The sequence below is a fragment of the Bacillus cytotoxicus NVH 391-98 genome (assembly GCF_000017425.1).
Classification (GTDB): Bacteria; Bacillota; Bacilli; order Bacillales; family Bacillaceae_G; genus Bacillus_A; species Bacillus_A cytotoxicus.
The window spans coordinates 930,703-951,004 of sequence record NC_009674.1 but is presented as its reverse complement, the minus strand read 5'-3'; the positions used below and the strand labels follow the sequence as shown (position 1 = coordinate 951,004).

Sequence of the window (20,302 nt, the reverse complement as noted above, 5' to 3'; positions counted from 1 at the left end):
AAAACGTTTTCTTTAGTAAATTATATAGTATATTATTGGAAACTGCAATATGAGTTCTTATGATTTTACTATATTAATATTATTCATAAGAAAAAGTATATATTTGCAGAAAAAATAAGTGGACTTTTCGAACACTTGCTATAAACAGAATAAATAGAAATAGGATGATTATCATGAACCGAACAGATCGTTTACTCGCTATATTAATTGAGTTACAGAGGAATCAAGTTGTGACAGCTCACATGTTAGCAGAGAAGTTTGAAACATTAGTACTGTATTACATCAATGAATTAAACAAATACTCATTGGAACAACTGAGACGAAAGCCTTCTGAAGAAGAATGGTCGCTTGGACAAATGTATTATCACTTACTTACAGCTTCCAATATGCAATTACATGCAATAGAACAGTGTGCAACTGGTTCAGCTATAATCAGTGGTAAAAAAACAGAAATGGGGGAAGACGTATATAAAATGGGAGCCTTCCCTCCTATTCAAATCAAAATACCGAATCGCCCTGGATATACACCAGAAAACCCGACAAACAAAGAAAATCTAAAACAAGGATTATTACAGCTTATCGACAAGATGAAAAAGAATCAGCTAAAGCTCTCTTCTATTCCGTCCCATCATACAGTGGCTCATCCTGGACTTGGTCACTTATGTGCAACAGAATGGTTTCAACTTGTGTATATGCACTTTGCACATCATCTCCATCAGAAAGAACGGTTAGAGAAAACCCTAATAACCGATTCAAATTGTTAATGACTACGAAAATCGTTCTATCCTTGAAGGACATACATGTATTTACATTATGAACCAAATTTCAGGGGGGAACTGTATATGCAATGGGTATATCATAATCCGGTATTTGATGTTGATTACGTACATCCGTCTATTCGATTATCTTCTGCTTGGGTAGGACACAACCACTTTGCATACGACTTCATTCGATTTATGAAACCGAAAAAGGTAGTGGAATTAGGAACACATTATGGTTCTTCTTTTTACAGCTTTTGCCAAGGAATAAAAGATGAACAACTTTCCGCCGAATGTTTTGCTGTTGACACTTGGAAAGGTGATTTACATAGCGGACCATACGGAGAGAATGTGTTTGAAATGGTTAGTTATGTAACAAACCATTGTTATCCAACAATAGGACGCTTAATCCGTTCCACATTTGATGATGCTTTACATTTATTTGAGGATGAAAGTATAGATGTATTGCACATTGATGGTTATCATACATTTGAAGCTGTTTCACATGATTTTGAAACATGGTTGCCGAAAGTCTCTAAAAATGGTGCCGTCTTATTTCATGATATTGCCGTGTTGGATCGTGATTTTGGCGTATATAAGTTATGGGAGACATTAAAAAAACAGCATCCTTATCTTGAATTTTCCCATTCATATGGTTTAGGTGTCCTATTTCCGAAAGGATATGACAATAAGTTCCAAGATGTATTCGATAAGAAAGAGGAACTACAAAAAAAATATGCAGGGAGTAACATATAACTCACACATACGACCAAAAAAATAGTGCCATTGTATATGAAACTTATACATATGGCACTATTTTTATATACTCATCTTCTCTACAAACGAGGAAACCATTGATCCCAATATGGTTGATACTCTGGCCATAAATATGTCGTTTCTTTATCAAACCCTCGATAATGGCGCATATATCCTGCTAAATAACTAAATGAGGAGGCATGAGGTCCAGCAAAAAGAGGCGCACCGATACAAACTAACCAGTCGACTAATGCTTGTTCCTCTAAACACAATGCATCTAACTCCTTCTGCAAGCCAGGGTACGTTTGTAAAACATCTTGCTTTCTGACTATGACTAAATGAGGAAAATGTTCTTTTATACGAGCTACAATGCGATGATACTTTTCCTCTTGAACACCAGAAGCAATATAAACAGCCGATAAATCCGCTTTACTTGCAATTGTATTGATTATTTGTTGAAGTTGATTTTCTGTATGAGCCGCTAAGTCGAATCCTTCCACAGGTAAATGAACTAAATCTCCTTCAATTCTAAGCTGAATCGCTCTCCATCTCGGGTAAAAAGACATAAGACCAATCGTGCAGCTAGCTAATTTTTTTATATGTTTCGCAAAGGGTAAAGATTTCGCAATAAATTGTCCTGTCTCCCTACTTTCATCTCGTAATATATGTCGTTGAAGAAACCGCCTACAAGTAATCATATGCTTAAAAGTCTCATCCATATCCGGTTGATGCCGCTTCACTAAAATATTTTTCTTGTAAAATAACGCCCTACATTCATCTACATCCAAATAAGAGTCAATATTGATTTTTGAAAAATACGGGCTCTTATGAAAGTCAACGGAATTTCGAGTTTGCACATCTTTTAAAAGGATACAAACTGCATCATGTTGCTTCGCATAATATAAAGCTTCTCCTATTGTTCTAAAAATAGCCATGAGCTGATTACAAAGTCCTTCTATCTCCCCAATTTCATATTGCAAATATATGATAAAACTCCCCGCCCTTCTTTCTTTCTCTTGAACATCTTATGCAATATATATGAGTATAGAACATACTTCACTTAACCGTCATGCTACAGAATCATTCCTACTGAAACAAAAAAAAGATTATCTTAGTTTGACAATCCTTTTAATAAATATAGTTCAAATAACTCTGCAATTCTTTCTTTTTCTAGTGGCTCATGATTTTTTTCCCAATCGAAAATAAGTGATACATATAGTCTAAGCATAATAAACGCTGTAATTTCTGGATCGCATTTACTGATTTCACCTTTCTCGATTGCAAATTCCAAATAGGCTTGAATAAAGGATACAATTTCTGTATCTACTTGCTGCATCACTTCTTGTACTTCTTTCGTTCCCATATCTCGTTCTTCTTGGATCAGCTTAATCATAAGCTGATGCTCTTTTCTAAATTCTAAGATGCTGTATAATGCTCTATGTACATTTTCAAAGAATGAAATATCTGGACGAATGGATTCTTTTGCAACTTCCTTCATTTCTGCAATTAAATTCGAAATAATTTCACCAAATAATTCTTCTTTATTTTTGAAAAAAGTATAAATTGTCCCTTTTCCAACATTAGCCAATTTCGCAACTTGATCCATTGTCGTTGCCTTATAACCAAACGCTGAAAAAGATTTTGTTGCAGCCTCAATAATAGAACGTTTTCGATCTATTGCCACATCTTCACCTCCAAAAATGACCAAATGGATAATATAGTCAATTTGTACACATTTGATATTATCACAGTCTTCCAGTATATACAAGTTCCCTTTTTTAGTTATTCCCCGTATCAAAAATTCCAGTCATAAATGAAACCTTTCTTATAATAGTCATAGTGTATCAAAAAATGGACGGAAGTGAAAAGGTAAAAATATGTTATAAGAGCTATCTGGTGACTATGGTAAAAGAAGTCTCACTACTACAATCATCCATAATACATATTGCCACCTAAGCGTTAGCCTATCCTTGAGTACAATTTTGACACATAAGATGATACCGACTAATATACTCGCCATAAGTGATGTTTCAATTATCCAGTCAAAGAAGCGCGAAAGGTAAATATGTACGAATGTATCTATCATTACGATCTACCTTCCTGCTCATTTTCTTCTGTCTGTTCATCCAAAATGCGTTTCAATTCATGAATATCTTCTGAAGAAAGTTTCTCTTCTTTTAAAAAATTTACAAGTAACGGTTTGAACGCTGCACCACAAAAACGATTCAGTAACGATTTTGTTTCGACTTGCAACTGTGATACTAATGGATCGTAACGCATACATATGCCCTTTATCTTAATGATACGAAACTGATTCCTTTTGAACGAGCCGATTAATAAATGTTCGAATTGTCTTTGGCTTCCAATCTATTTTTGACTCTAGCTTCTCAATGATTTCATTTGCCGTTTGCGGAGAATTCAACCAAAGTACTTTCATAATTTCTAACTCAGCTTTAGATATTTTAGATGATACTTTTTTCATACTCCATTTCCCCTTTCAGGATTATCAACTCTATTTTACAAATAACATTCCAATTATTGATAAAAAAACAAGAAAATCTTTACAATTAATAGTAATATAGAAAATAAGTATATTCTTTACAATCAAGTATTACTCTTATCAAAAAATGAAAGATAAAGTGGAACTTTAATCAGTGGGGGTTTCTCAATCATGATTCGTGCACTTCGCTTACAAATTAAACAAGCTTTTTTAAATCCGCTCTCGATGTGTTTTTTATGCAGTATGTTCGTTCTTCTTTTTATATATCACTATTACTACGTTTTACAATATATTAATTCTGTACCAGACGAATTATTAACAACATCCTATAAGTGGATTGGATTTCGTGATAATGAAATGGATGTTTATTTATTGTTAATGCCCATTATCGCTACTTTACCTTTTAGCACAAGTTATAACGCTGATAGATTAGAAGAATTTAAGTCTTTTATAAGTAAAGAAGTTTCCTTTCTTTCGTATTTATACACAAAATATATCGTTACCTTTTTTTGTGGTGGATTCCTTTACATTTTTCCGTTCTTACTTTCTTTATTACTTTGTAAGCTCACAATACCAGATGGTGTACCATCCGTAACAAATAATTTAATCAATACAAATGGCATGTTTGCATCATTGTATTATGATTCTCCGATCACTTATATCTCTGTATACATTGGGATTAATTTTTTATTTGCTGGTTTCATGGCTGTGTTAGGTCTAGCTGCCTCTATGTGGTCGCAAAAAGATTACATGGCGATTTTATTTCCATTCACTGTAAGTTCACTTCCCTATGTTATTTTAAATATTATTTTTCCTACCATTGGAGGAGCACCTATTCATCTATATGATCCGAAACAACCACTGCAAGGAATGTCTCCGTACATTCTTACTCTGCAATATACATTGTTTGGAATCGTTAGTTTATTTATGTATATAAAAGGAACAAGAAAAGATAAAAAGAAATATACACGTAAATTGCAAAAAAGAATGCGCTGCAAACAAACGTTAAAAATTACATCATAAGCACAAAATTAAAATATATCAGCGATTCTTACCTAGTTATCGGCGCAAAATGAAATATATCGGCGCAAAATCAATTTCATCGGCGTTTCGACACAAGATATCGACCAGTCGACAAATTTCGTCACCGCACTACGTAAAAAAACCCGTCTAAACTGAACGGGCTTTTTTCAAATCAATTTGCGCAAGCACCGGGTCATGATCGCTGACGCGGCCGTGCTCCTTCATCATATTTGTATTTAAGTGTACTGGATCTACAATTGTATGATTTGCAATATTATTTGTCACTAAGATGTGATCTAGTACTTGTGCATTCCCTTCATGAATATATGTGTACCGATTTTCTTTTGAAACAGTTTCTAACATATTTTGTAATGTGTCGCCTTTTAGCGCTTGCAGTGGTTTAGAGAATTCAAAATCGTTCATATCCCCTACTACAACAACAGGTGCGTTCGCATCTCGTTTTTGAATTCCTTTCACAAAACGATTCACTTCTTGGGCCAGCTGTACTCGTTTTTCTTCGCTTTTCCATACCAGTGGTTGTATGCTTCCAAATGGCGGTGCATCACCTATTTTTGAGTTTAAATGATTAGAAATAACAACTAGATGTTGACCTTGGAATGTAAATTCAGCGGCTAATGGTTTACGGGTGCTTTCAAATAACGGATTGTCCTGCCCAATGCGTGTCGGATTTGTCTCTAACAATTTTGGTTGATCCGCTAGTTTTACGCGCGATGAATTATAGAAAAAACCGACGCGAATATTCGCTCCCGGCGCTCCTCCATCTTGATTGTTTAGAGGCGCTACTTCTACATATTCATACTTTGGACCATGGATTGCTTGCACCGCATCAATTATACGTTTTGCACTTAATGAAGCATCTGTTGTGCCATCATTTATTGTTCCATTATTATCTTGCATCTCTTGCACACCAATAATATCCGGCATTTTTAAATTATATTTAATCGAATACGCGAGCGCTTTTACTTTTTCATCAGATGTTTCCTTTTGATTTGCAGAAAAGTTTTCCATGTTATATGTAGCGACTGTTACTCTCCCAAGCCGAGGCTGAATCTTTGCTCCCACTTGTTTAAACCCTCCGTCTATCACAGATGGTAATTCCGTCACTGGCGAAATGCGGTATGCGCTATAATCATAACCTACTACTCCTGTTATATCACCGTTAAAAGTATCACCAACTTTTGCTACATGGTTACGAGGTACTTTTAAAGATAAGCGTTCTGGATTGAGTTGCGTCTCACTTAAAAGCGGCGTTCCATATTTCGTTACCACTTTATTGCTACCATTTGCAATCGTTACATATAAATTCCCATGCTTCTGCGGTGCAACCACTTTTGGTGTTGGAAGTGTAACTCGCATACCTTCTAAGCTTTCATAAAAATCAATCGCATCTTCCTGCGGATCAAAAACACCGAATGCATCATTATCAATGATTTCATCTGGAATCTTCACGCCATGCTCCCCTAGCACAACTGCTTCTGGAAGTGGCACATGACTCGCCTTTATGGTTGCGCGAGTTGCCTTAATTTCTGTCGTAGTTAAATCTGTTTCAAATCGTTCCGCATATCCAGCTCCAACATGCTCCTCCACTTGTCCATCTACTTGGACAACGTCTCCCACTTTCACATCAGCATCTTTCTGATACACGTAAATTCCTTCTGAAGTAGCTGGGTCGTCATCAGGCTGTGCATCTTGCATATAAAAACCGTATTTATCTAACGCAGTGACTATCCCTTCTACATTGCGCACTTTTTTCCCTTTACAAGGAGAAATATGCGCTTTCCCTTGAATATCATGAATGTGTACTTTCTCACCTTTTACCACTGTAAACGAAAACGTAGCAACTGGTGAAGACTCACTCCCTTCCTTTACCCCAATTGCCTGAATCACCGTATCTTCTTGTAAAACAATCGGTTCATAATAACGAATACTTTGATTCGTAGGCTCTGATCCATCTAGCGTATAATAGATCGTCGCCCCTTCTGTCCTCGTCGTTAATGTAACAAGCGTTCCCTTTTCCACTTCTCTCCCATTCGGTGACGCAGTGACTTTGCTTACACGATTTTCTAATTCTCCTGGAAACTTGTACGCTGTTACTGCTTTTAAACCAGGACTACTAAAATATAACTCTAATGTACCTGTCAATTGAACTTTCTTCCCAACATTTTCAGGATGATCTTTCACATTCACTGCTGCTCTTACGTCCCCTTTTGGCAACTGAACAGGCATACCCTTCTCCGGATTGGTCTCATCTGGAGAATCTGCAATTGCTACATTTGTATCTCCAAACTTCGCTGGATCTCTCGTATACTTTGACGGACTTTGTGTATATCCAACAATATATCCTTCTACTACCCCTTTACTTTTACCATGCTGCTGAAACTGTTGAATCGCATCAAGCACTGATAACGAATTCGTTTCTTCCGCTTTCACTATCGTTCCTGTAAATGAAATAAACAGTATAAATGATAAAACGATACCGATTACTTTCTTCACCGCCATCTTCCTCTCCTTACTTCTTTTGTCCTAACGGCATGTATTATCATAACAAATCATTCTTTATAAAGAACGATCATACGACAAACTTTACAAAAAATTAACTTAAGTAGATAAAAAAAGACCGTCCGAATTGAACAGTCCACCATTACTATTATAATTTTTTAAATAAAAAATAATGGTTATGTCCTTCGGGGAAATCTTCTACTGTGCCATAAACCTCGAAACCTAAGTTTTTATAAAAATCAGGAGCTTGAAAACTAAACGTATCTACCTTGATTATTCGGCATTTCTTCTCCACAGCGAATTTTTCAGCCTTTTTGATAAGCTTTTTGCCAAACCCTTTCCCTTGAAGGCTTTCATCAATCCAAAGAAATTGAATGACAAGACTTTGCATTTTAGTATTTCCTGAAATGCCGCCAAGGATGTTCCCTTCTTCATCTTTAATTTTAAAACAAAAATCTTCGCCAATGAAGTTCATATCTTTTTCTGACAGATGCTTTATATTGTATTCCCCTAGCCTTTTCCGAATGTAAGAGGGATCCTCTCGGTTCCACTCTGTGTCAATCACTACATTTCGCATCTTTTATACCTCCTAATACTTTGAAAATACTTTTATTCGCTCTACTACGAAAAAACTCCTTTTTTATTTTTAAAAATAAAAGTAAAATCCGAATTGATCTTTCCGATGGTGGAAAAGAACGATAGCGAGTTGAATTTATATATTCCTATATATCCGTTGCTTGAACACCAAAAAAAACAGGAGACACCGATCTCCTGTTTTCATTATTATTGCGCGATTAATTTTGTTTTATTGCGTTCTTCTAAATAAGATAATACATATTTTACAGCCGCCTCACCTTGATCAATGCAATCTGGAAGACCAGAGCCAGCATAGGAGCTACCAGCTAAATATATGCCTGGTAGTTCTTGTTTTAGAAATGCTGTTAGTTTTTTCATTCTTTTTTTATGTCCAACTGTATATTGCGGCATAGCATCTTTCCAGCGGCTCACGACAGTAAAGTCTGGCCTCTCTACTATATCCATTGTTTTTTGTAAATCTTCTAATACAAATTGAATTATTTCTTCATCTGTTTGTTCTACAATGGCTTCATCGCCAGGACGCCCTACATAGCAGCGCAACAATACTTTCCCTTCCGGCGTTGTATGTGGCCACTTTTTATGTGCCCACGTGCAAGCTGTAATGGAAAAATCACTATTTCTTGATACGACAAATCCAGTTCCATCAATATCGCGCTTAATGGCTTCTTTCGGAAAAGCTAGTGCGACATTCGCTACAGAGGTTGCCGGAATATTGCGGAAGAAGCGGAACTCTTTATACTGCCCGAACATAGATGGCAATCCTTTATGCGGAGCTGCAATGATAACTGCATCTGCCTCTATTTCTTTTCCGTTGCTAAGAGTGATTTCATAGCCATCGCCCAGCTTTTTCACTTTTTCAACGCGCGTTCCCTTCATCACTGTATTCGTATCAAGTTTTTCTTCTATTGCCTCAACTAACGACTCTAAGCCTGTTTTTAATGTTAGAAACATCCCTTTTGGTTTCACATCTTTTGTTCGTTTTGGTGCTAACGCACGCATACCAAGCGAAATACTGCGGTACTTCTGCTCTATTTGATAAACTTTTGGGAATGTTGCCATCAAACTCATTTGATCAATATCCCCTGCATAAATACCAGCGAGCAATGGTTCAATTAAATTTTCAACCACTTCATTTCCGAAACGACGCCGAAAAAATTGGCCTAGTGATTGATCCGAAACTGGTTTTGAACGCGGAAGTACAAAATCAAAACTAGCCCTTAATTTACCAATCGGAGAAAACAATCCTGAAAATAGAAACGGCGTAATTTGTGTCGGAATTCCCATCATAGATCCGCTCGGAATTTTGTGCAATTGATTGTTCACAAGAACAAATGACTGACCTGCTTTATTATTTACAAGCTCGTCTCCTAAACCGACTTCTTTCACCAATCGAGCTGCACTTTCTTTTCTTTCGAGGAAAGAATCTGGGCCGCGTTCAATTGTAAATCCTTCTTTTCGAACGGTTTGAATTTTCCCGCCAACCTTACCTGACGCTTCTATTAACAACATATCAATCTGCAACCCTTGTTCACGAATTTCTTTTTGCAAGTAATACGCTGCTGTCAATCCCGCAATTCCACCACCAATGATAACCACTCTTTTTTTCAAAACAGTCCCTCCTTTCTCGCTTGTAGTATTACAATACTTCTTCTTGTTTCTTAAGCACAACGTCCGCTAAACAATCGATAAATGCTTCCGATGCGTTTGGCATCTCTGGGCGATAATATTTCGCCCCGATTTCATCTGTAACGATTTTACATTCAATATCATTGTCATATAATACTTCCAAATGCTCCGCTACAAAACCAACTGGTGCATATACAAATGAAGTGTAACCGTACTTTTCATACAGCTCCTTCGTTAAATCTTGCACATCTGGTCCAATCCATGGATCAGGTGTGTTGCCGGCACTTTGCCAACCAACCGCGTAATTTGGAACTTCTGCACCACGAGCAATATATTCTGCCGTTTCACTTAATTGCTCTGGATATGGGTCGCCTAATGCGATAATTTTTTCCGGTAAACTATGCGCAGATACAATTAAAACTGCTTTTTCACGTTCTTCTTCTGGCATGCCGTCATATATGCTTTTCACCGCATCTACCCAATACTGAATAAATTTCGGCTCTTTATACCAGCTCTCAATGCCATGAATCGTTAAATCTTCACATTTCGCTGCTTCTTCTTGTGCTCGTCCAATATAAGATTTCACGCTAAAAGTAGAATAATGAGGGGCAAGAACAAGAGCAATCGCCTCTTTTATTCCATCACGATGCATAGCTTGTACAGCATCTTCAATAAAAGGCTCAATATGCTTTAACCCAAGATACATATGAAATTCCACATCATCCTGCATTTCATTTAAACGCTGTTCTAGTCTTTTCGCTTGTTCTAATGTAATAGCAGCTAAAGGAGAAATACCACCAATCGCACGATAACGCTCTGTTAAATCCTGTAACATTTCAGGACTTGGCTTTCGTCCTCTACGAATATGCGTATAGTAACGTTCAATATCCTCTTCTTTATATGGTGTTCCGTATGCCATAACAAGCAAACCAATTTTCTTTTTCATACCCCTAATTCTCCTTTACTTCGCTAACTGCTCTTTCGAATATTCATGAATAAACGCTGTTAAACGTTTTAACGTATCAGGATTCACCTCTGGAAATACACCGTGACCTAAATTAAAGACATAGCCAGGTTGTTTCATTCCTTGGTCTAAAATGCCTTTTACATGCTCTTCAATGACATTCCATGGTGCAAGTAATAGCGAAGGATCCATATTACCTTGTACTGCTTTATGAATACCGCGCGTACGCGCCTCTTCAATTGACAAGCGCCAATCTAATCCTACTACATCAAGCGGCAAGTCATTCCATTCGTTTGCTAAGTGACCTGCTCCAACACCGTGCATGATCATCGGTACGTTCATTTCACGAACCTGTGCAAAAATACGCTCCATTGCTGGTTTAATAAATATGCGATAATCTGCTACATTCACTGTACCAACCCAAGAATCAAACACTTGTACTGCCTTTGCCCCAGCCTGAATTTGTGCTTTCAAATACGCAATGACCATATCTGAAAGCTTATCCATTAATGCAAACCAAGCTTTTGGTTCTGCATACATAAACGCTTTTGTTTTATGGTAGTTGCGAGACGGACCGCCTTCAATCATATAACTTGCTAATGTAAATGGTGCACCTGAAAAACCGATAAGCGGAACATCCAACATTTCTGCTGTTAACAATCGAATGGTATCTAATATATATGGTACATCTTCTTCTGGATGAATTTCACCAAGCTTCTCTACATCTTGCATAGAACGAATTGGATTCTCGATTACTGGTCCAATTCCAGATTTTATTTCTACATCAACACCAATTGCTGGAAGCGGTGACATAATATCTTTATATAGAATCGCCGCATCGACATTGTATTGATCAACTGGAAGTTTTGTTACATAGGCACAAAGCTCCGGGTTGTGTGTAATTTCAAATAAAGAATACTTTTCTTTAATCTTTCTATATTCTGGTTGAGAACGCCCTGCTTGTCTCATATACCACGCCGGTACATAATCGGTTCGTTCCCCTTTACATGCTTTTAAAAACGTCTCATTTATATTTCTTACCAAAACCCTTTCTCCCTTCCTCACGAACACTTCAAACGAATCCTATTCGATAATTATCTTTTTTTACTATACAGCTTGTAAAAACAAAATGCATAACATTATGTATGTTGTTCATGAAATTGACACAAATGTTCGTAAAAACGCTTGATATTTTCGAAACATTCTTATTATATCACAAGCAAAAACTACGGTTTAGCTACTTTTGTCTTTTCTCCTTCCCGATTTGTTTGCGAGTTATATGGAACAACGTAAAAGCTCGGTTTTGCAAATATATTAATAAATTTCACATCATATTCGCCCGTACCTTTAACCGTTCCAATATGCGTATGAACTCCATTTTCTATTTGATAAATTCTGTACATCACCCTTTTATCAGGAAGAGGTTTCCAGCTTAATTTTGCAATGAATAAGCCAAACGGATGAAAAGATATTTTTGCTTCTAAATGTTCAATTTTACTTAAATGAATGGGCTTACTAATCGTCGCAACTCCTTTTGGTCGCTTAAACTTTTCTTTGTCCTGCACATGAGCTTTCATTAAAATCTTTTTAAATAGCTCGGTAGCAGACTCACTTCCACCATATAACGTATGTTTTTTATCTGTACGATCATATCCCATCCATACCGCACCTACTAAACTTGGCGTATATCCAACAAACCAAATATCCCTTACACCCTCACGTTGGTTGGAAAGCGAAGTCGTCCCTGTCTTTCCAGCTAGTGCCCCTTTATACACTCCTGCCCTTGCTGTTCCTTCCTCTACAACCCCTTCTAACATTTTTGTCATATACCACGCAGTTTGCTTTGAGAAAATTTTCGTTTCTTCTTTTTGGGACTCTCCAATCATTTTCCCCTGTCGATCAAATACTTTTTCAATGACATGTGGCTCAATAATTTTTCCATTTGCTAGAAACGCACGATACATCTTCACAATTTCAAACGGAGAAACCCCTTCTTTTAATCCACCAAGAGCGGCGCTTAAACCTGAATCAGCAATGTGAATATTTCCCTTCTCCAAATATTGCTTCCCTTCTTCTACTCCAAGTTCATGCAGTAAAGAAACTGCAGGAACATTCGCTGACTGCAAGAGCGCATCATACATCGTTACTTCCTTTGAATATTGATGATTATAATTTCGCGGTACATATCCTTTAAACGCAGTTCTTTCATTTGTTAATAAAGAATACGGATTGTACTTTTTTGTTTCCAGTGCTGGCGCATATACAAGAAGGGGCTTTAAAACAGACCCTGGCTGACGCTTTGCAAATACTCGATTAAAACCTCTTGGAACATATTCTCTTCCGCCAATCGCGGCCTTAATTCCTCCCGTCTGATTATCCATTAATAAAAAAGCGCCTTGCACATTTTTGTCTCCCCCTGGGAAATTTTTTTCATCTTGAAACTGATCATAAGCAACCTTTTGCATATTTTCATCCATGGAAACAACAAACGTATAACCGCCGCGGAGGACTTCTTGATGTGACAAGCCATATAGACGTGCTGCTTCATCCACGACCATATCGACATAAGGCATATAGGCGAGTTCCTGTTTATCTAGATTTTTATATAGCGCAATGGTTTTCCCTTGATAACGAACGCTTTCCTCTGCTGTTATATACCCTTGATTATGCATGAGAGACAAAACTAAATCACGGCGCTCCTTACTCTTTTTCGGATGTAAAAACGGAGAATATCCGCTTGGTGCTTTCAAAAGCCCAGCTAACATCGCTCCCTCTTCGACAGTTAAGTCCTCTACATTTTTATTAAAGTACATTTTGGCTGCAGATTGAATTCCGTATGCACCATGACCAAAGTAAATATGGTTCATATACATTTCAAGAATTTGCTGTTTTGTATATTTTTGCTCGATTTGCAGTGCTATCGCAACTTCTTTCAACTTACGTACAAATGTTTTTTCATGCGTTAAAAATACATTTTTGACGAGTTGCTGCGTAATCGTACTACCTCCTTGCACTTTCTCTCTTGCTAAAAGATCCCGATACACCGCCCTAAAAATAGAAGGATAATCAATGCCGTGATGTTCATAAAACCGTGCATCTTCTACTGCAAGAAATGCTTGCTGCACATGCTTTGGGATTTGCTCAATTGGCACAAGTTCTCGATTTTCTATATATAATTTTGTAATTTCTTTTCCTTTCTGATCAACGATACGTGATGAAGAGTGGAAAACCAACTGCTTTTCATCCATCATATAGCCACCAGCTAACACAATAAGTTTATAGATTACGATTGCAACTATAAACACTGCTATGCCGCTTATTACAGTCCACTTTATTTTCTTCATACTTCGTCCTTCTTTCCAAATGATGGTACATTTATTATTTGAAAAAGGCTCTCCTTTATGTATATATTCTTCGAAGTTTTTAGTAAGAGTTGCTATAATAAAAACAAACTTAATGAAGGAGGCCCAAAAATGAAAGCCATAATTTCATACGAAACCCCTCTAGAAGAACCACATTTTATCGCTAAAAGTAATGAAAAAGATATGTTTTATAAAGAAAATATAGAAGAAACGGTAGAAGGAGCACTTCAATATGATGTGCTCGATGCCGTCGGGGAATTAAAAGGACAAGCTGGTTTTATCGTTTGTAACAATATTTCTGTTACAGATGAAGGGCGTCCTGTTTTTGAAAATCGTTTCAAAAATCGCGCCGGGCTGATTGAAAATGAACCTGGTTTCCAAGCAATTCGCGTTCTTCGTCCATTAAGTAACGATACATATGTCATTATGACAATGTGGGAAACTGAGCAAAACTTTAAAGACTGGACAGAATCTAGATCCTTTGAACACGCGCATAAAAAACGCCCGACACAAGCAAATGCAGAGCCGCAAAAAAGCATCTTTTCTAAACCATCTTTTGTAACGACATTTCAAGTACAAGGGTAAAAATCTAGATAAACCGCAATACAACGAAGAGAGACGCAGTACATGAAATTATATCAGCACTTTCGCCCAACATATCGGCGCTTCGACATGAGATATCGACTCTTCGACAAAAAAATCGAAAAAGATCACCCTCACGAAAGGGTGATCTTTTTCGATTTCTTAAACCAATCTTGCATCGCTTCCGCATCTTTCATCGTCGTATGCTCTAACTTATAATGATGTCCGCCTACTGATGAAGCCACCGTAAATGTCATCGAGCATAATTGATCTTTCCGCTGAAAGAACGTTTGCGTCTTAGAAAATGATTGTATATGTCTTCTGCGTATTAATCCTGTATGTTTTCCAATCGTTCTCGATACAATCGTCAACTGCTCATCATCCAGTGCATATCCACCAGCCGTGAACGATCTATAGCCTAGCCATGTAAAAAGAGCAAATAAAGGAATGAATGTGAGAAGTGCGAAATATTTCTCAAAATAGATCGATGCACCTGCAATCGGAATTGTAACAACGAGAAAAACAATCCACCAACCTATCAAGTATCTTCTTAATGCAGCCTTTGGAAGCTTTATTACATTTATTTCCAATCGATAAGGAAGTTCTAAATGTTCTAATAAACCTGATACATGCGCCTTTTTCATAAGGGGATGAAGCGTTACACTCGTCTCCTCCTTTTCAACATTTTGAATGACTTCTGCATGAATGGAACAATATCCTAACCATTCGCGCAGCAATGTTTCTTTTACTGTAATGCCTTGAATACGATGCGTCTTCAAAACAACTTCCTTTTTTTCAAGAAGTCCTTGTGAAACTCGTATTTCATTTCTATTTCGAACAATTGTAAAATTCGCATGCTTCAGAGCATAACGAATTGTTGATAAAATCCACGATAAAACAAATAACACTACCGCACCGTATATCCAAATAGAAATAGAGAAATCAAAACCCATTACATATTTTTTTAGCTTGTCAACCATCCATTCCGGAGCGTAATCATGCATCTTTGAAAAAATAAACAATAGGATAGAAAATACGAGTCCAAATTCACCAGAAGTGATCGAAGCGAAAATAATTTCCTTCCATGTGAGCTTATACTCAGATGAATTCGCTTCCTCTTGCACAACTACATCTATTCTTTTTGTAGAGGTTTCCGCATTTAAAAGAGCAATCAGTTCTTTTGCTTCCTGAGTCGTAATACCAGCTAAACTTACTTCCGGTTCTTCCCCTCCGCCTGCTGCTTCAATTTTGAGCTTTGTTAAACCTAACAATTGATATAAAATATGTGAACTTGTATGAATCGTTTGTACACGATCTTTATTTAAATAACTCTCTTTTTTAACAAACATTCCGTGTTTAATATGTAGTACGTGATCTTTCACCCCGTACACTTTGTAATACCAATGTATAACTGAAAAAATAATTGTCCCAACAAACACTGCAATTGGAACCATATACCAAAAGGGAAATTTTCCTTTCAAACTGATTAAAGGAATGATTCCTGGTAGTAGATGTGAGATTTTTAATTCTGATAAAATCGTGATTGGATGCTGCCTCTTATACATCCTCATCACTCACCTTTGCCAGTTCTGAAATTTGACGTTTTAAGCGCTCCGCTTCCCTCATCGTTAACCCAGGTATTTTATGAGCCGTAGCAGCAGTTGAAATTTGCAGTTCTGCTAAGCCATGTTTTCTCATAATCGGCCCTTGTTCAATCGTTACATGCTGAACGCGTATCATTGGAACTAACACACGCTTTACAATAAACATGCCATGCTGAATTTCAATCTCTTCTTCATTTAACTGATAACTATGATATCGCTGCCGCAACTGTGGGAATACAAAATAATCGAGTGGTGCATAGATGAACGATCCAATAAATAGCACACCAAAAAGCCAACCCCACCAATGAAATTTAATCATAAAAAAGAGATAAGCCAGAACAATTGCTGTTAGTACACCTGCTCCAATTAAAGCATGAATTTTCCAAACTTTCACCATATCAGGGTGAATTTCATTTTCCAATGGCTGCATTTTATCACTCCAACTCTAAAAATCTATAAAACATATATCATCTTATTATTTTAATATATTCTAATTGATCAAAACAAGGTAAAATAAGTATTTTTTCACACTTTCCTAAAAAATGATTATGATGTTAGCATTACCTTATACAATACTTATTTTTTATACCGTTTAACATAAAGCCCCCTTTGGCCAAATAGCCAAAGGGGGCTTTCTATCTTCTAAAGAAATCAAAAACGATAATCCTTTTACTCTTTCATAAATTCCTTCGTATTTCTCACTGTATCAATTGGGCGAACTAATTTTTCTATTTCTGCACGTTTTGGCTCTAAGAATAGCGGTAATGATAATTTTTCTCCAAACGTTTCATAAGGTTCGTCTTCCAACCCTGCTTACGCTGTATATACCTCTCTTGCTCAAGTCGAGTGAGCATACGGGAAATTCCGCCTTCTGACACCGTTACTTTCGTAGCCAGTTGACTTTGCATGAGCGGCTGATAAATAGAAACCTGATTTAATACATCGAACTAAGCGGCTGTAATATGGAACTGTTTTAAAAACTCATTCGATAATAAATTACTTTGATGTGTAAATCGAGCAAGACGAAACCAGATTAGTGAACTGAGTGTACTCTTTCTCAATATGGCTCACTTCCTTTCGTTACTATCACTTTATGCCTCAAGTGAATAAAAAGCAAGAAAAAATTTATCGGCGATTCGACACAAGATATCGACCAGTCGACAAATTTCGCCACCTCAGCACTACGAACCCCCCTTTCACCAAAGGGGGTTCCTCAAATATCCTGCAAAAGACGGAAACGATAACAATTCATCGTCACTTCTCCGAGCCGCCCAAGCAGTTGATAGTTTGCGTATGCTCCTACTGGGGCGCCGATGACCGGGAGGAGCTGAAGCATTTTTGCTAGGTCGATATAATCGCGATATTCTGTTTGAAACTTCTCCCAGTTCATCTGATTTTCTTTTTTCGTATCCCACGTTTCAATTGCTTTCCATATATCTTTTCGATGCTCATCACTTGAAAAAGCAAGCTGAAATACATGGAGGATAAAGAGACGTTCTTCTTCTTTGTTCGTATCAAATCCATAAATCGTCGCCGCATCAAATAAAAATTTAATTTTAATGCTAAGTAGAAGCGGAAAATCAGCAAGCCCTAAGAAAAAACCACCTGCACCTGTGCCCGCTCCTTCTGCCGCAGCAATTTTTTTATACTCATCCAGTTTCTTTACAACTTCTTCATCTCTTCTTTGCAAAGACCAATCTGTTTCTTTTAACTTCGGTTTGATGAAGTTTGATCCAGTGCTAATTCCCTGTACCATCTTTTTAATTGTTTCTGTTAATATACGTTGCACTTTTTCAGGAATGAACTGCTGAACTTTTGTCTGCACTTTTTTTGAAAAACGCGCCATCATAGATGAATCTTTCAACATCGCATGTTTCCACTGTTGCAATTCTTTTATGACCTTATCTTCATATGCAGTCATATTTTCCTTCCTTTCAGCTTAATCGCTTAATGCGCTTTGCACTGTATTGATTGACAAAAACAATGCTAAAGGCGATGTTAACGCCAAATAAAACGCAAGTCATGATTATATCTTTTGTAGCAAAGGCGAAGAGAATCGTAAATAGAACGCTGCCGATACATAAAATCATGCGCAGTAGGCTCAGAAAATCTCTTTTCTTCTCTTCTATCCCTACCGGATATAAGTCCAGCCAAATTTTTAAGCGATGATGTTTCCAAAGACTGAGTAGCTGATAACCGATTAAATATAAAAAAACAATACTTACGATGAAACGCCCGTATAAAAACGGAATAAAGTAAAGAAGAATTCCGCCAATTGCCAGCAAACGAATATACAAACCAAAATAGTTGCCTGATCTTAAAAATGTACGCGTATATAAGTAAAGATATGTACGTTTTTCACCGATGATAGAAAGAACAAAATCAAGCCATTTGCGGCGCGCTACTCGTTCTTTCAGCGCGGGAACATCGACAAACATATTCGCAATACGATACAGGAGCATCATTTTCTTACCTTCTTCAGCAATTAAATACTCCCAATTCATTGGTTTTCTCTTTACCATTTGATGAATCATTAGTAGATAGATCGCCATGACAGCTAACACGATTCCAACAGAAATAAGCGAAATATGCTCAATAAGAAAATACACGAACAAGCTGTTACATATAAAACGAATGAACCAATCCGCTCGCTGCATATTTTGATCTGTTAAAAAAGACTTTTCCCATGTGACAAATAAATTCCACGCTTTCACTAATAGAAGTATGGCTACAATCCATATGTAAGTCCCGCCCGTTTGTTTCATTTGCTGAAAATATAACGGCGCAAGAGCGGCTGCTACAATTGCAATGACATAAAGATGCATCATAAATGTAAAGAAGAATGCTTTCGTAAAGTACGTTTTTAGTTTTTCCTCCACCGGAAGCAAATACACAAGATCCGCTTCTTTTAACAGCGTTTGAATCGATCCTACTGTCAGCACAAATCCAAGCACAATCCCCATCACAATTGCAGTCTCAAATGACGGCGTTAATGTTTCTAGCCATTTCTGGTAGTAAAATGCACCTGCTCCAATAATAAATACAAAAATAAACTTAAGATGATCATTAAAAACATACTTACTATATGTACGAACTTCCTTTAAAAAATGTCTAAATCGCTCTTTCCATAATGCCGCATTATTCATAGTCTTCTTCCTTTGTTAGCGCAATATAAATATCATCTAGCGTTGCACCTGGCATATTGAATTGTGTTTGAAGCTCTGATAACGTTCCTTTCGCCCTTACTTCCCCTTGATGCAAAATAATAAAAGAATCACAATAACGCTCAGCTGTCGCTAAAATATGTGTACTCATTAAAATACCCGCACCGCTCTTTTTCATCTTGTCCATCATTTGAAGCAGCGATTGAATCGCTAAAGGATCGAGTCCAACGAACGGTTCATCGACAATATAAAGTGACGGCTCAACAAGAAATGCGCTCATAATCATAACCTTTTGTTTCATCCCTTTTGAAAAGTGAGATGGGAACCATTTTAAACGGTTATTCATGCGAAATTCTTTTAACAGTTTTTTGATGCGCTCTTCATATTGTTTTTCCTCTACCCCATACGCCATCGCCGTTAACTTTAAATGCTCCTCTAACGTTAACTCATCATATAATACAGGTGTTTCTGGAATAAACGAAAAACTAGAGCGATATGCCGTCATATCTTCCTGAATCGTTTTCCCATGAATTGTAATCGCACCTTTTTTCGGCTCCATTAAGCCGATAATATGTTTGATCGTCGTACTTTTCCCTGCCCCATTTAAACCAATTAAACCAACTAATTCACCTTTTTGAACAGAGAACGAAACATCTTTCAAAACAGGTCGTTTCGTGTACCCTCCTGTAACATTTTCTACACGTAGTAACTCGTTCATACGACACCACTTTCTTCGTTATAGTTATTCTCTTTCCTAAGAATTGTTCTATATTCATCTTACCAAAAATCACAACATCCTACATAGTCTCGATTTCTGCAAAAAAATTTTTCTTTTCTTCACATATC

At 37.0% G+C, this 20,302-nt stretch carries 17 protein-coding genes and 4 pseudogenes; 4 read left to right on the top strand and 17 right to left on the bottom strand.

Going from position 1 to position 20,302, the window contains the following annotated elements; genetic code table 11:
* The first annotated feature begins 230 nt into the window (after nucleotides 1–230).
* Both BCER98_RS04630 and BCER98_RS04625 read left to right on the top strand, forming a co-directional pair.
* A complete protein-coding gene (locus tag BCER98_RS04630) occupies nucleotides 231–764 on the top strand; it encodes a DinB family protein (RefSeq protein WP_109456143.1) in 534 nt (177 codons plus the stop codon).
* A gap of 78 nt (nucleotides 765–842) precedes the next feature.
* The gene (locus BCER98_RS04625) at nucleotides 843–1,514 is read left to right on the top strand and encodes a class I SAM-dependent methyltransferase (RefSeq protein WP_011983924.1); all 672 of its coding nucleotides are present in this window, start codon (nucleotides 843–845) and stop codon (nucleotides 1,512–1,514) included.
* Nucleotides 1,515–1,594: 80 nt separating this feature from the next.
* On the opposite strand, the gene BCER98_RS04620 is transcribed toward BCER98_RS04625, so the two are convergent.
* The 4 genes and pseudogenes from BCER98_RS04620 to BCER98_RS04605 all read right to left on the bottom strand — a co-directional run bounded on the left by BCER98_RS04620 (nucleotide 1,595) and on the right by BCER98_RS04605 (nucleotide 3,996).
* Nucleotides 1,595–2,494, bottom strand: a complete 900-nt coding sequence (locus BCER98_RS04620; RefSeq protein WP_041809515.1) for an O-fucosyltransferase family protein — start codon at nucleotides 2,492–2,494, stop codon at nucleotides 1,595–1,597.
* A 131-nt stretch (nucleotides 2,495–2,625) separates the two neighbouring features.
* Nucleotides 2,626–3,198, bottom strand: a complete 573-nt coding sequence (locus tag BCER98_RS04615) for a TetR/AcrR family transcriptional regulator (RefSeq protein ID WP_011983922.1) — start codon at nucleotides 3,196–3,198, stop codon at nucleotides 2,626–2,628.
* A 219-nt stretch (nucleotides 3,199–3,417) separates the two neighbouring features.
* Nucleotides 3,418–3,600 (bottom strand): annotated as a pseudogene (locus BCER98_RS22885) (M56 family metallopeptidase); the annotation flags it as partial.
* Nucleotides 3,600–3,996, bottom strand: a pseudogene (locus BCER98_RS04605) (BlaI/MecI/CopY family transcriptional regulator). The pseudogenes BCER98_RS22885 and BCER98_RS04605, both read right to left, overlap by 1 nt.
* Nucleotides 3,997–4,185: 189 nt before the next feature.
* On the opposite strand from BCER98_RS04605, the gene BCER98_RS04600 reads away from it, so the two are divergent.
* A complete protein-coding gene (locus BCER98_RS04600; protein WP_011983920.1) occupies nucleotides 4,186–5,037 on the top strand; it encodes a membrane protein in 852 nt (283 codons plus the stop codon).
* A 147-nt stretch (nucleotides 5,038–5,184) separates the two neighbouring features.
* Here BCER98_RS04600 and BCER98_RS04595 read toward each other — a convergent pair whose 3' ends face one another.
* The 6 genes from BCER98_RS04595 to BCER98_RS04570 form a co-directional block, all read right to left on the bottom strand.
* Nucleotides 5,185–7,557 carry a DUF6359 domain-containing protein gene (locus BCER98_RS04595; protein WP_011983919.1) on the bottom strand — a complete coding sequence of 791 codons (2,373 nt, stop codon included), beginning with the start codon at nucleotides 7,555–7,557 and terminating at the stop codon, nucleotides 5,185–5,187.
* A 148-nt stretch (nucleotides 7,558–7,705) separates the two neighbouring features.
* Complete coding sequence (locus BCER98_RS04590; protein WP_237701320.1) at nucleotides 7,706–8,122, bottom strand: GNAT family N-acetyltransferase; 417 nt, start codon at nucleotides 8,120–8,122, stop codon at nucleotides 7,706–7,708.
* 218 nt (nucleotides 8,123–8,340) lie between these two features.
* Entirely contained in the window at nucleotides 8,341–9,762 is a 1,422-nt protein-coding gene (gene hemY, locus BCER98_RS04585; RefSeq protein ID WP_011983916.1) for a protoporphyrinogen oxidase, read from the bottom strand.
* 28 nt (nucleotides 9,763–9,790) lie between these two features.
* On the bottom strand, nucleotides 9,791–10,726 hold the full coding sequence (hemH, locus tag BCER98_RS04580; RefSeq protein ID WP_011983915.1) for a ferrochelatase: 936 nt from the start codon (nucleotides 10,724–10,726) through the stop codon (nucleotides 9,791–9,793).
* A gap of 15 nt (nucleotides 10,727–10,741) precedes the next feature.
* Nucleotides 10,742–11,788, bottom strand: coding sequence for a uroporphyrinogen decarboxylase (hemE, locus tag BCER98_RS04575; RefSeq protein ID WP_041809512.1), 1,047 nt, complete (start codon nucleotides 11,786–11,788; stop codon nucleotides 10,742–10,744).
* A gap of 182 nt (nucleotides 11,789–11,970) precedes the next feature.
* Entirely contained in the window at nucleotides 11,971–14,088 is a 2,118-nt protein-coding gene (locus BCER98_RS04570) for a transglycosylase domain-containing protein (RefSeq protein WP_011983913.1), read from the bottom strand.
* A gap of 129 nt (nucleotides 14,089–14,217) precedes the next feature.
* Between BCER98_RS04570 and BCER98_RS04565 the strand changes: the two genes are divergently transcribed.
* The gene (locus BCER98_RS04565) at nucleotides 14,218–14,691 is read left to right on the top strand and encodes an antibiotic biosynthesis monooxygenase family protein (protein WP_011983912.1); all 474 of its coding nucleotides are present in this window, start codon (nucleotides 14,218–14,220) and stop codon (nucleotides 14,689–14,691) included.
* A 131-nt stretch (nucleotides 14,692–14,822) separates the two neighbouring features.
* Here BCER98_RS04565 and BCER98_RS04560 read toward each other — a convergent pair whose 3' ends face one another.
* The 7 genes and pseudogenes from BCER98_RS04560 to BCER98_RS04540 form a co-directional block, all read right to left on the bottom strand.
* Complete coding sequence (locus tag BCER98_RS04560) at nucleotides 14,823–16,253, bottom strand: PH domain-containing protein (RefSeq protein ID WP_011983911.1); 1,431 nt, start codon at nucleotides 16,251–16,253, stop codon at nucleotides 14,823–14,825.
* Nucleotides 16,246–16,722, bottom strand: coding sequence for a PH domain-containing protein (locus BCER98_RS04555; protein WP_011983910.1), 477 nt, complete (start codon nucleotides 16,720–16,722; stop codon nucleotides 16,246–16,248). The genes BCER98_RS04560 and BCER98_RS04555 overlap by 8 nt, the downstream gene beginning before the upstream one ends.
* Before the next feature lie 239 nt (nucleotides 16,723–16,961).
* Nucleotides 16,962–17,093, bottom strand: a pseudogene (locus BCER98_RS21670) (ring-cleaving dioxygenase); the annotation flags it as partial.
* Nucleotides 17,066–17,353: pseudogene (locus tag BCER98_RS20665) on the bottom strand (MarR family winged helix-turn-helix transcriptional regulator); the annotation flags it as partial. The pseudogenes BCER98_RS21670 and BCER98_RS20665, both read right to left, overlap by 28 nt.
* Nucleotides 17,354–17,505: 152 nt before the next feature.
* Nucleotides 17,506–18,213 (bottom strand): EcsC family protein, encoded by a 708-nt coding sequence (locus BCER98_RS04550; protein WP_011983908.1) that lies wholly within the window; start codon nucleotides 18,211–18,213, stop codon nucleotides 17,506–17,508.
* 13 nt (nucleotides 18,214–18,226) lie between these two features.
* Nucleotides 18,227–19,438: an ABC transporter permease gene (locus BCER98_RS04545; protein WP_011983907.1), complete on the bottom strand. Its 1,212-nt coding sequence runs from the start codon at nucleotides 19,436–19,438 to the stop codon at nucleotides 18,227–18,229.
* Nucleotides 19,431–20,174, bottom strand: a complete 744-nt coding sequence (locus BCER98_RS04540; protein ID WP_011983906.1) for an ABC transporter ATP-binding protein — start codon at nucleotides 20,172–20,174, stop codon at nucleotides 19,431–19,433. The genes BCER98_RS04545 and BCER98_RS04540 overlap by 8 nt, the downstream gene beginning before the upstream one ends.
* Nucleotides 20,175–20,302 lie beyond the last annotated feature (128 nt).

What these genes read in the sequence shown, in the direction of transcription:
- BCER98_RS04560 (WP_011983911.1), bottom strand. Translation starts at nt 16,253, where the DNA reads ATGTATAAGAGGCAGCATCCAATCACGATTTTATCAGAATTAAAAATC.
- BCER98_RS04545 (WP_011983907.1), bottom strand. Translation starts at nt 19,438, where the DNA reads ATGAATAATGCGGCATTATGGAAAGAGCGATTTAGACATTTTTTAAAG.
- BCER98_RS04570 (WP_011983913.1), bottom strand. Translation starts at nt 14,088, where the DNA reads ATGAAGAAAATAAAGTGGACTGTAATAAGCGGCATAGCAGTGTTTATA.
- BCER98_RS04565 (WP_011983912.1), top strand. Translation starts at nt 14,218, where the DNA reads ATGAAAGCCATAATTTCATACGAAACCCCTCTAGAAGAACCACATTTT.
- BCER98_RS04555 (WP_011983910.1), bottom strand. Translation starts at nt 16,722, where the DNA reads ATGCAGCCATTGGAAAATGAAATTCACCCTGATATGGTGAAAGTTTGG.
- BCER98_RS04550 (WP_011983908.1), bottom strand. Translation starts at nt 18,213, where the DNA reads ATGACTGCATATGAAGATAAGGTCATAAAAGAATTGCAACAGTGGAAA.
- BCER98_RS04595 (WP_011983919.1), bottom strand. Translation starts at nt 7,557, where the DNA reads ATGGCGGTGAAGAAAGTAATCGGTATCGTTTTATCATTTATACTGTTT.
- BCER98_RS04600 (WP_011983920.1), top strand. Translation starts at nt 4,186, where the DNA reads ATGATTCGTGCACTTCGCTTACAAATTAAACAAGCTTTTTTAAATCCG.
- hemH (WP_011983915.1), bottom strand. Translation starts at nt 10,726, where the DNA reads ATGAAAAAGAAAATTGGTTTGCTTGTTATGGCATACGGAACACCATAT.
- BCER98_RS04625 (WP_011983924.1), top strand. Translation starts at nt 843, where the DNA reads ATGCAATGGGTATATCATAATCCGGTATTTGATGTTGATTACGTACAT.
- BCER98_RS04540 (WP_011983906.1), bottom strand. Translation starts at nt 20,174, where the DNA reads ATGAACGAGTTACTACGTGTAGAAAATGTTACAGGAGGGTACACGAAA.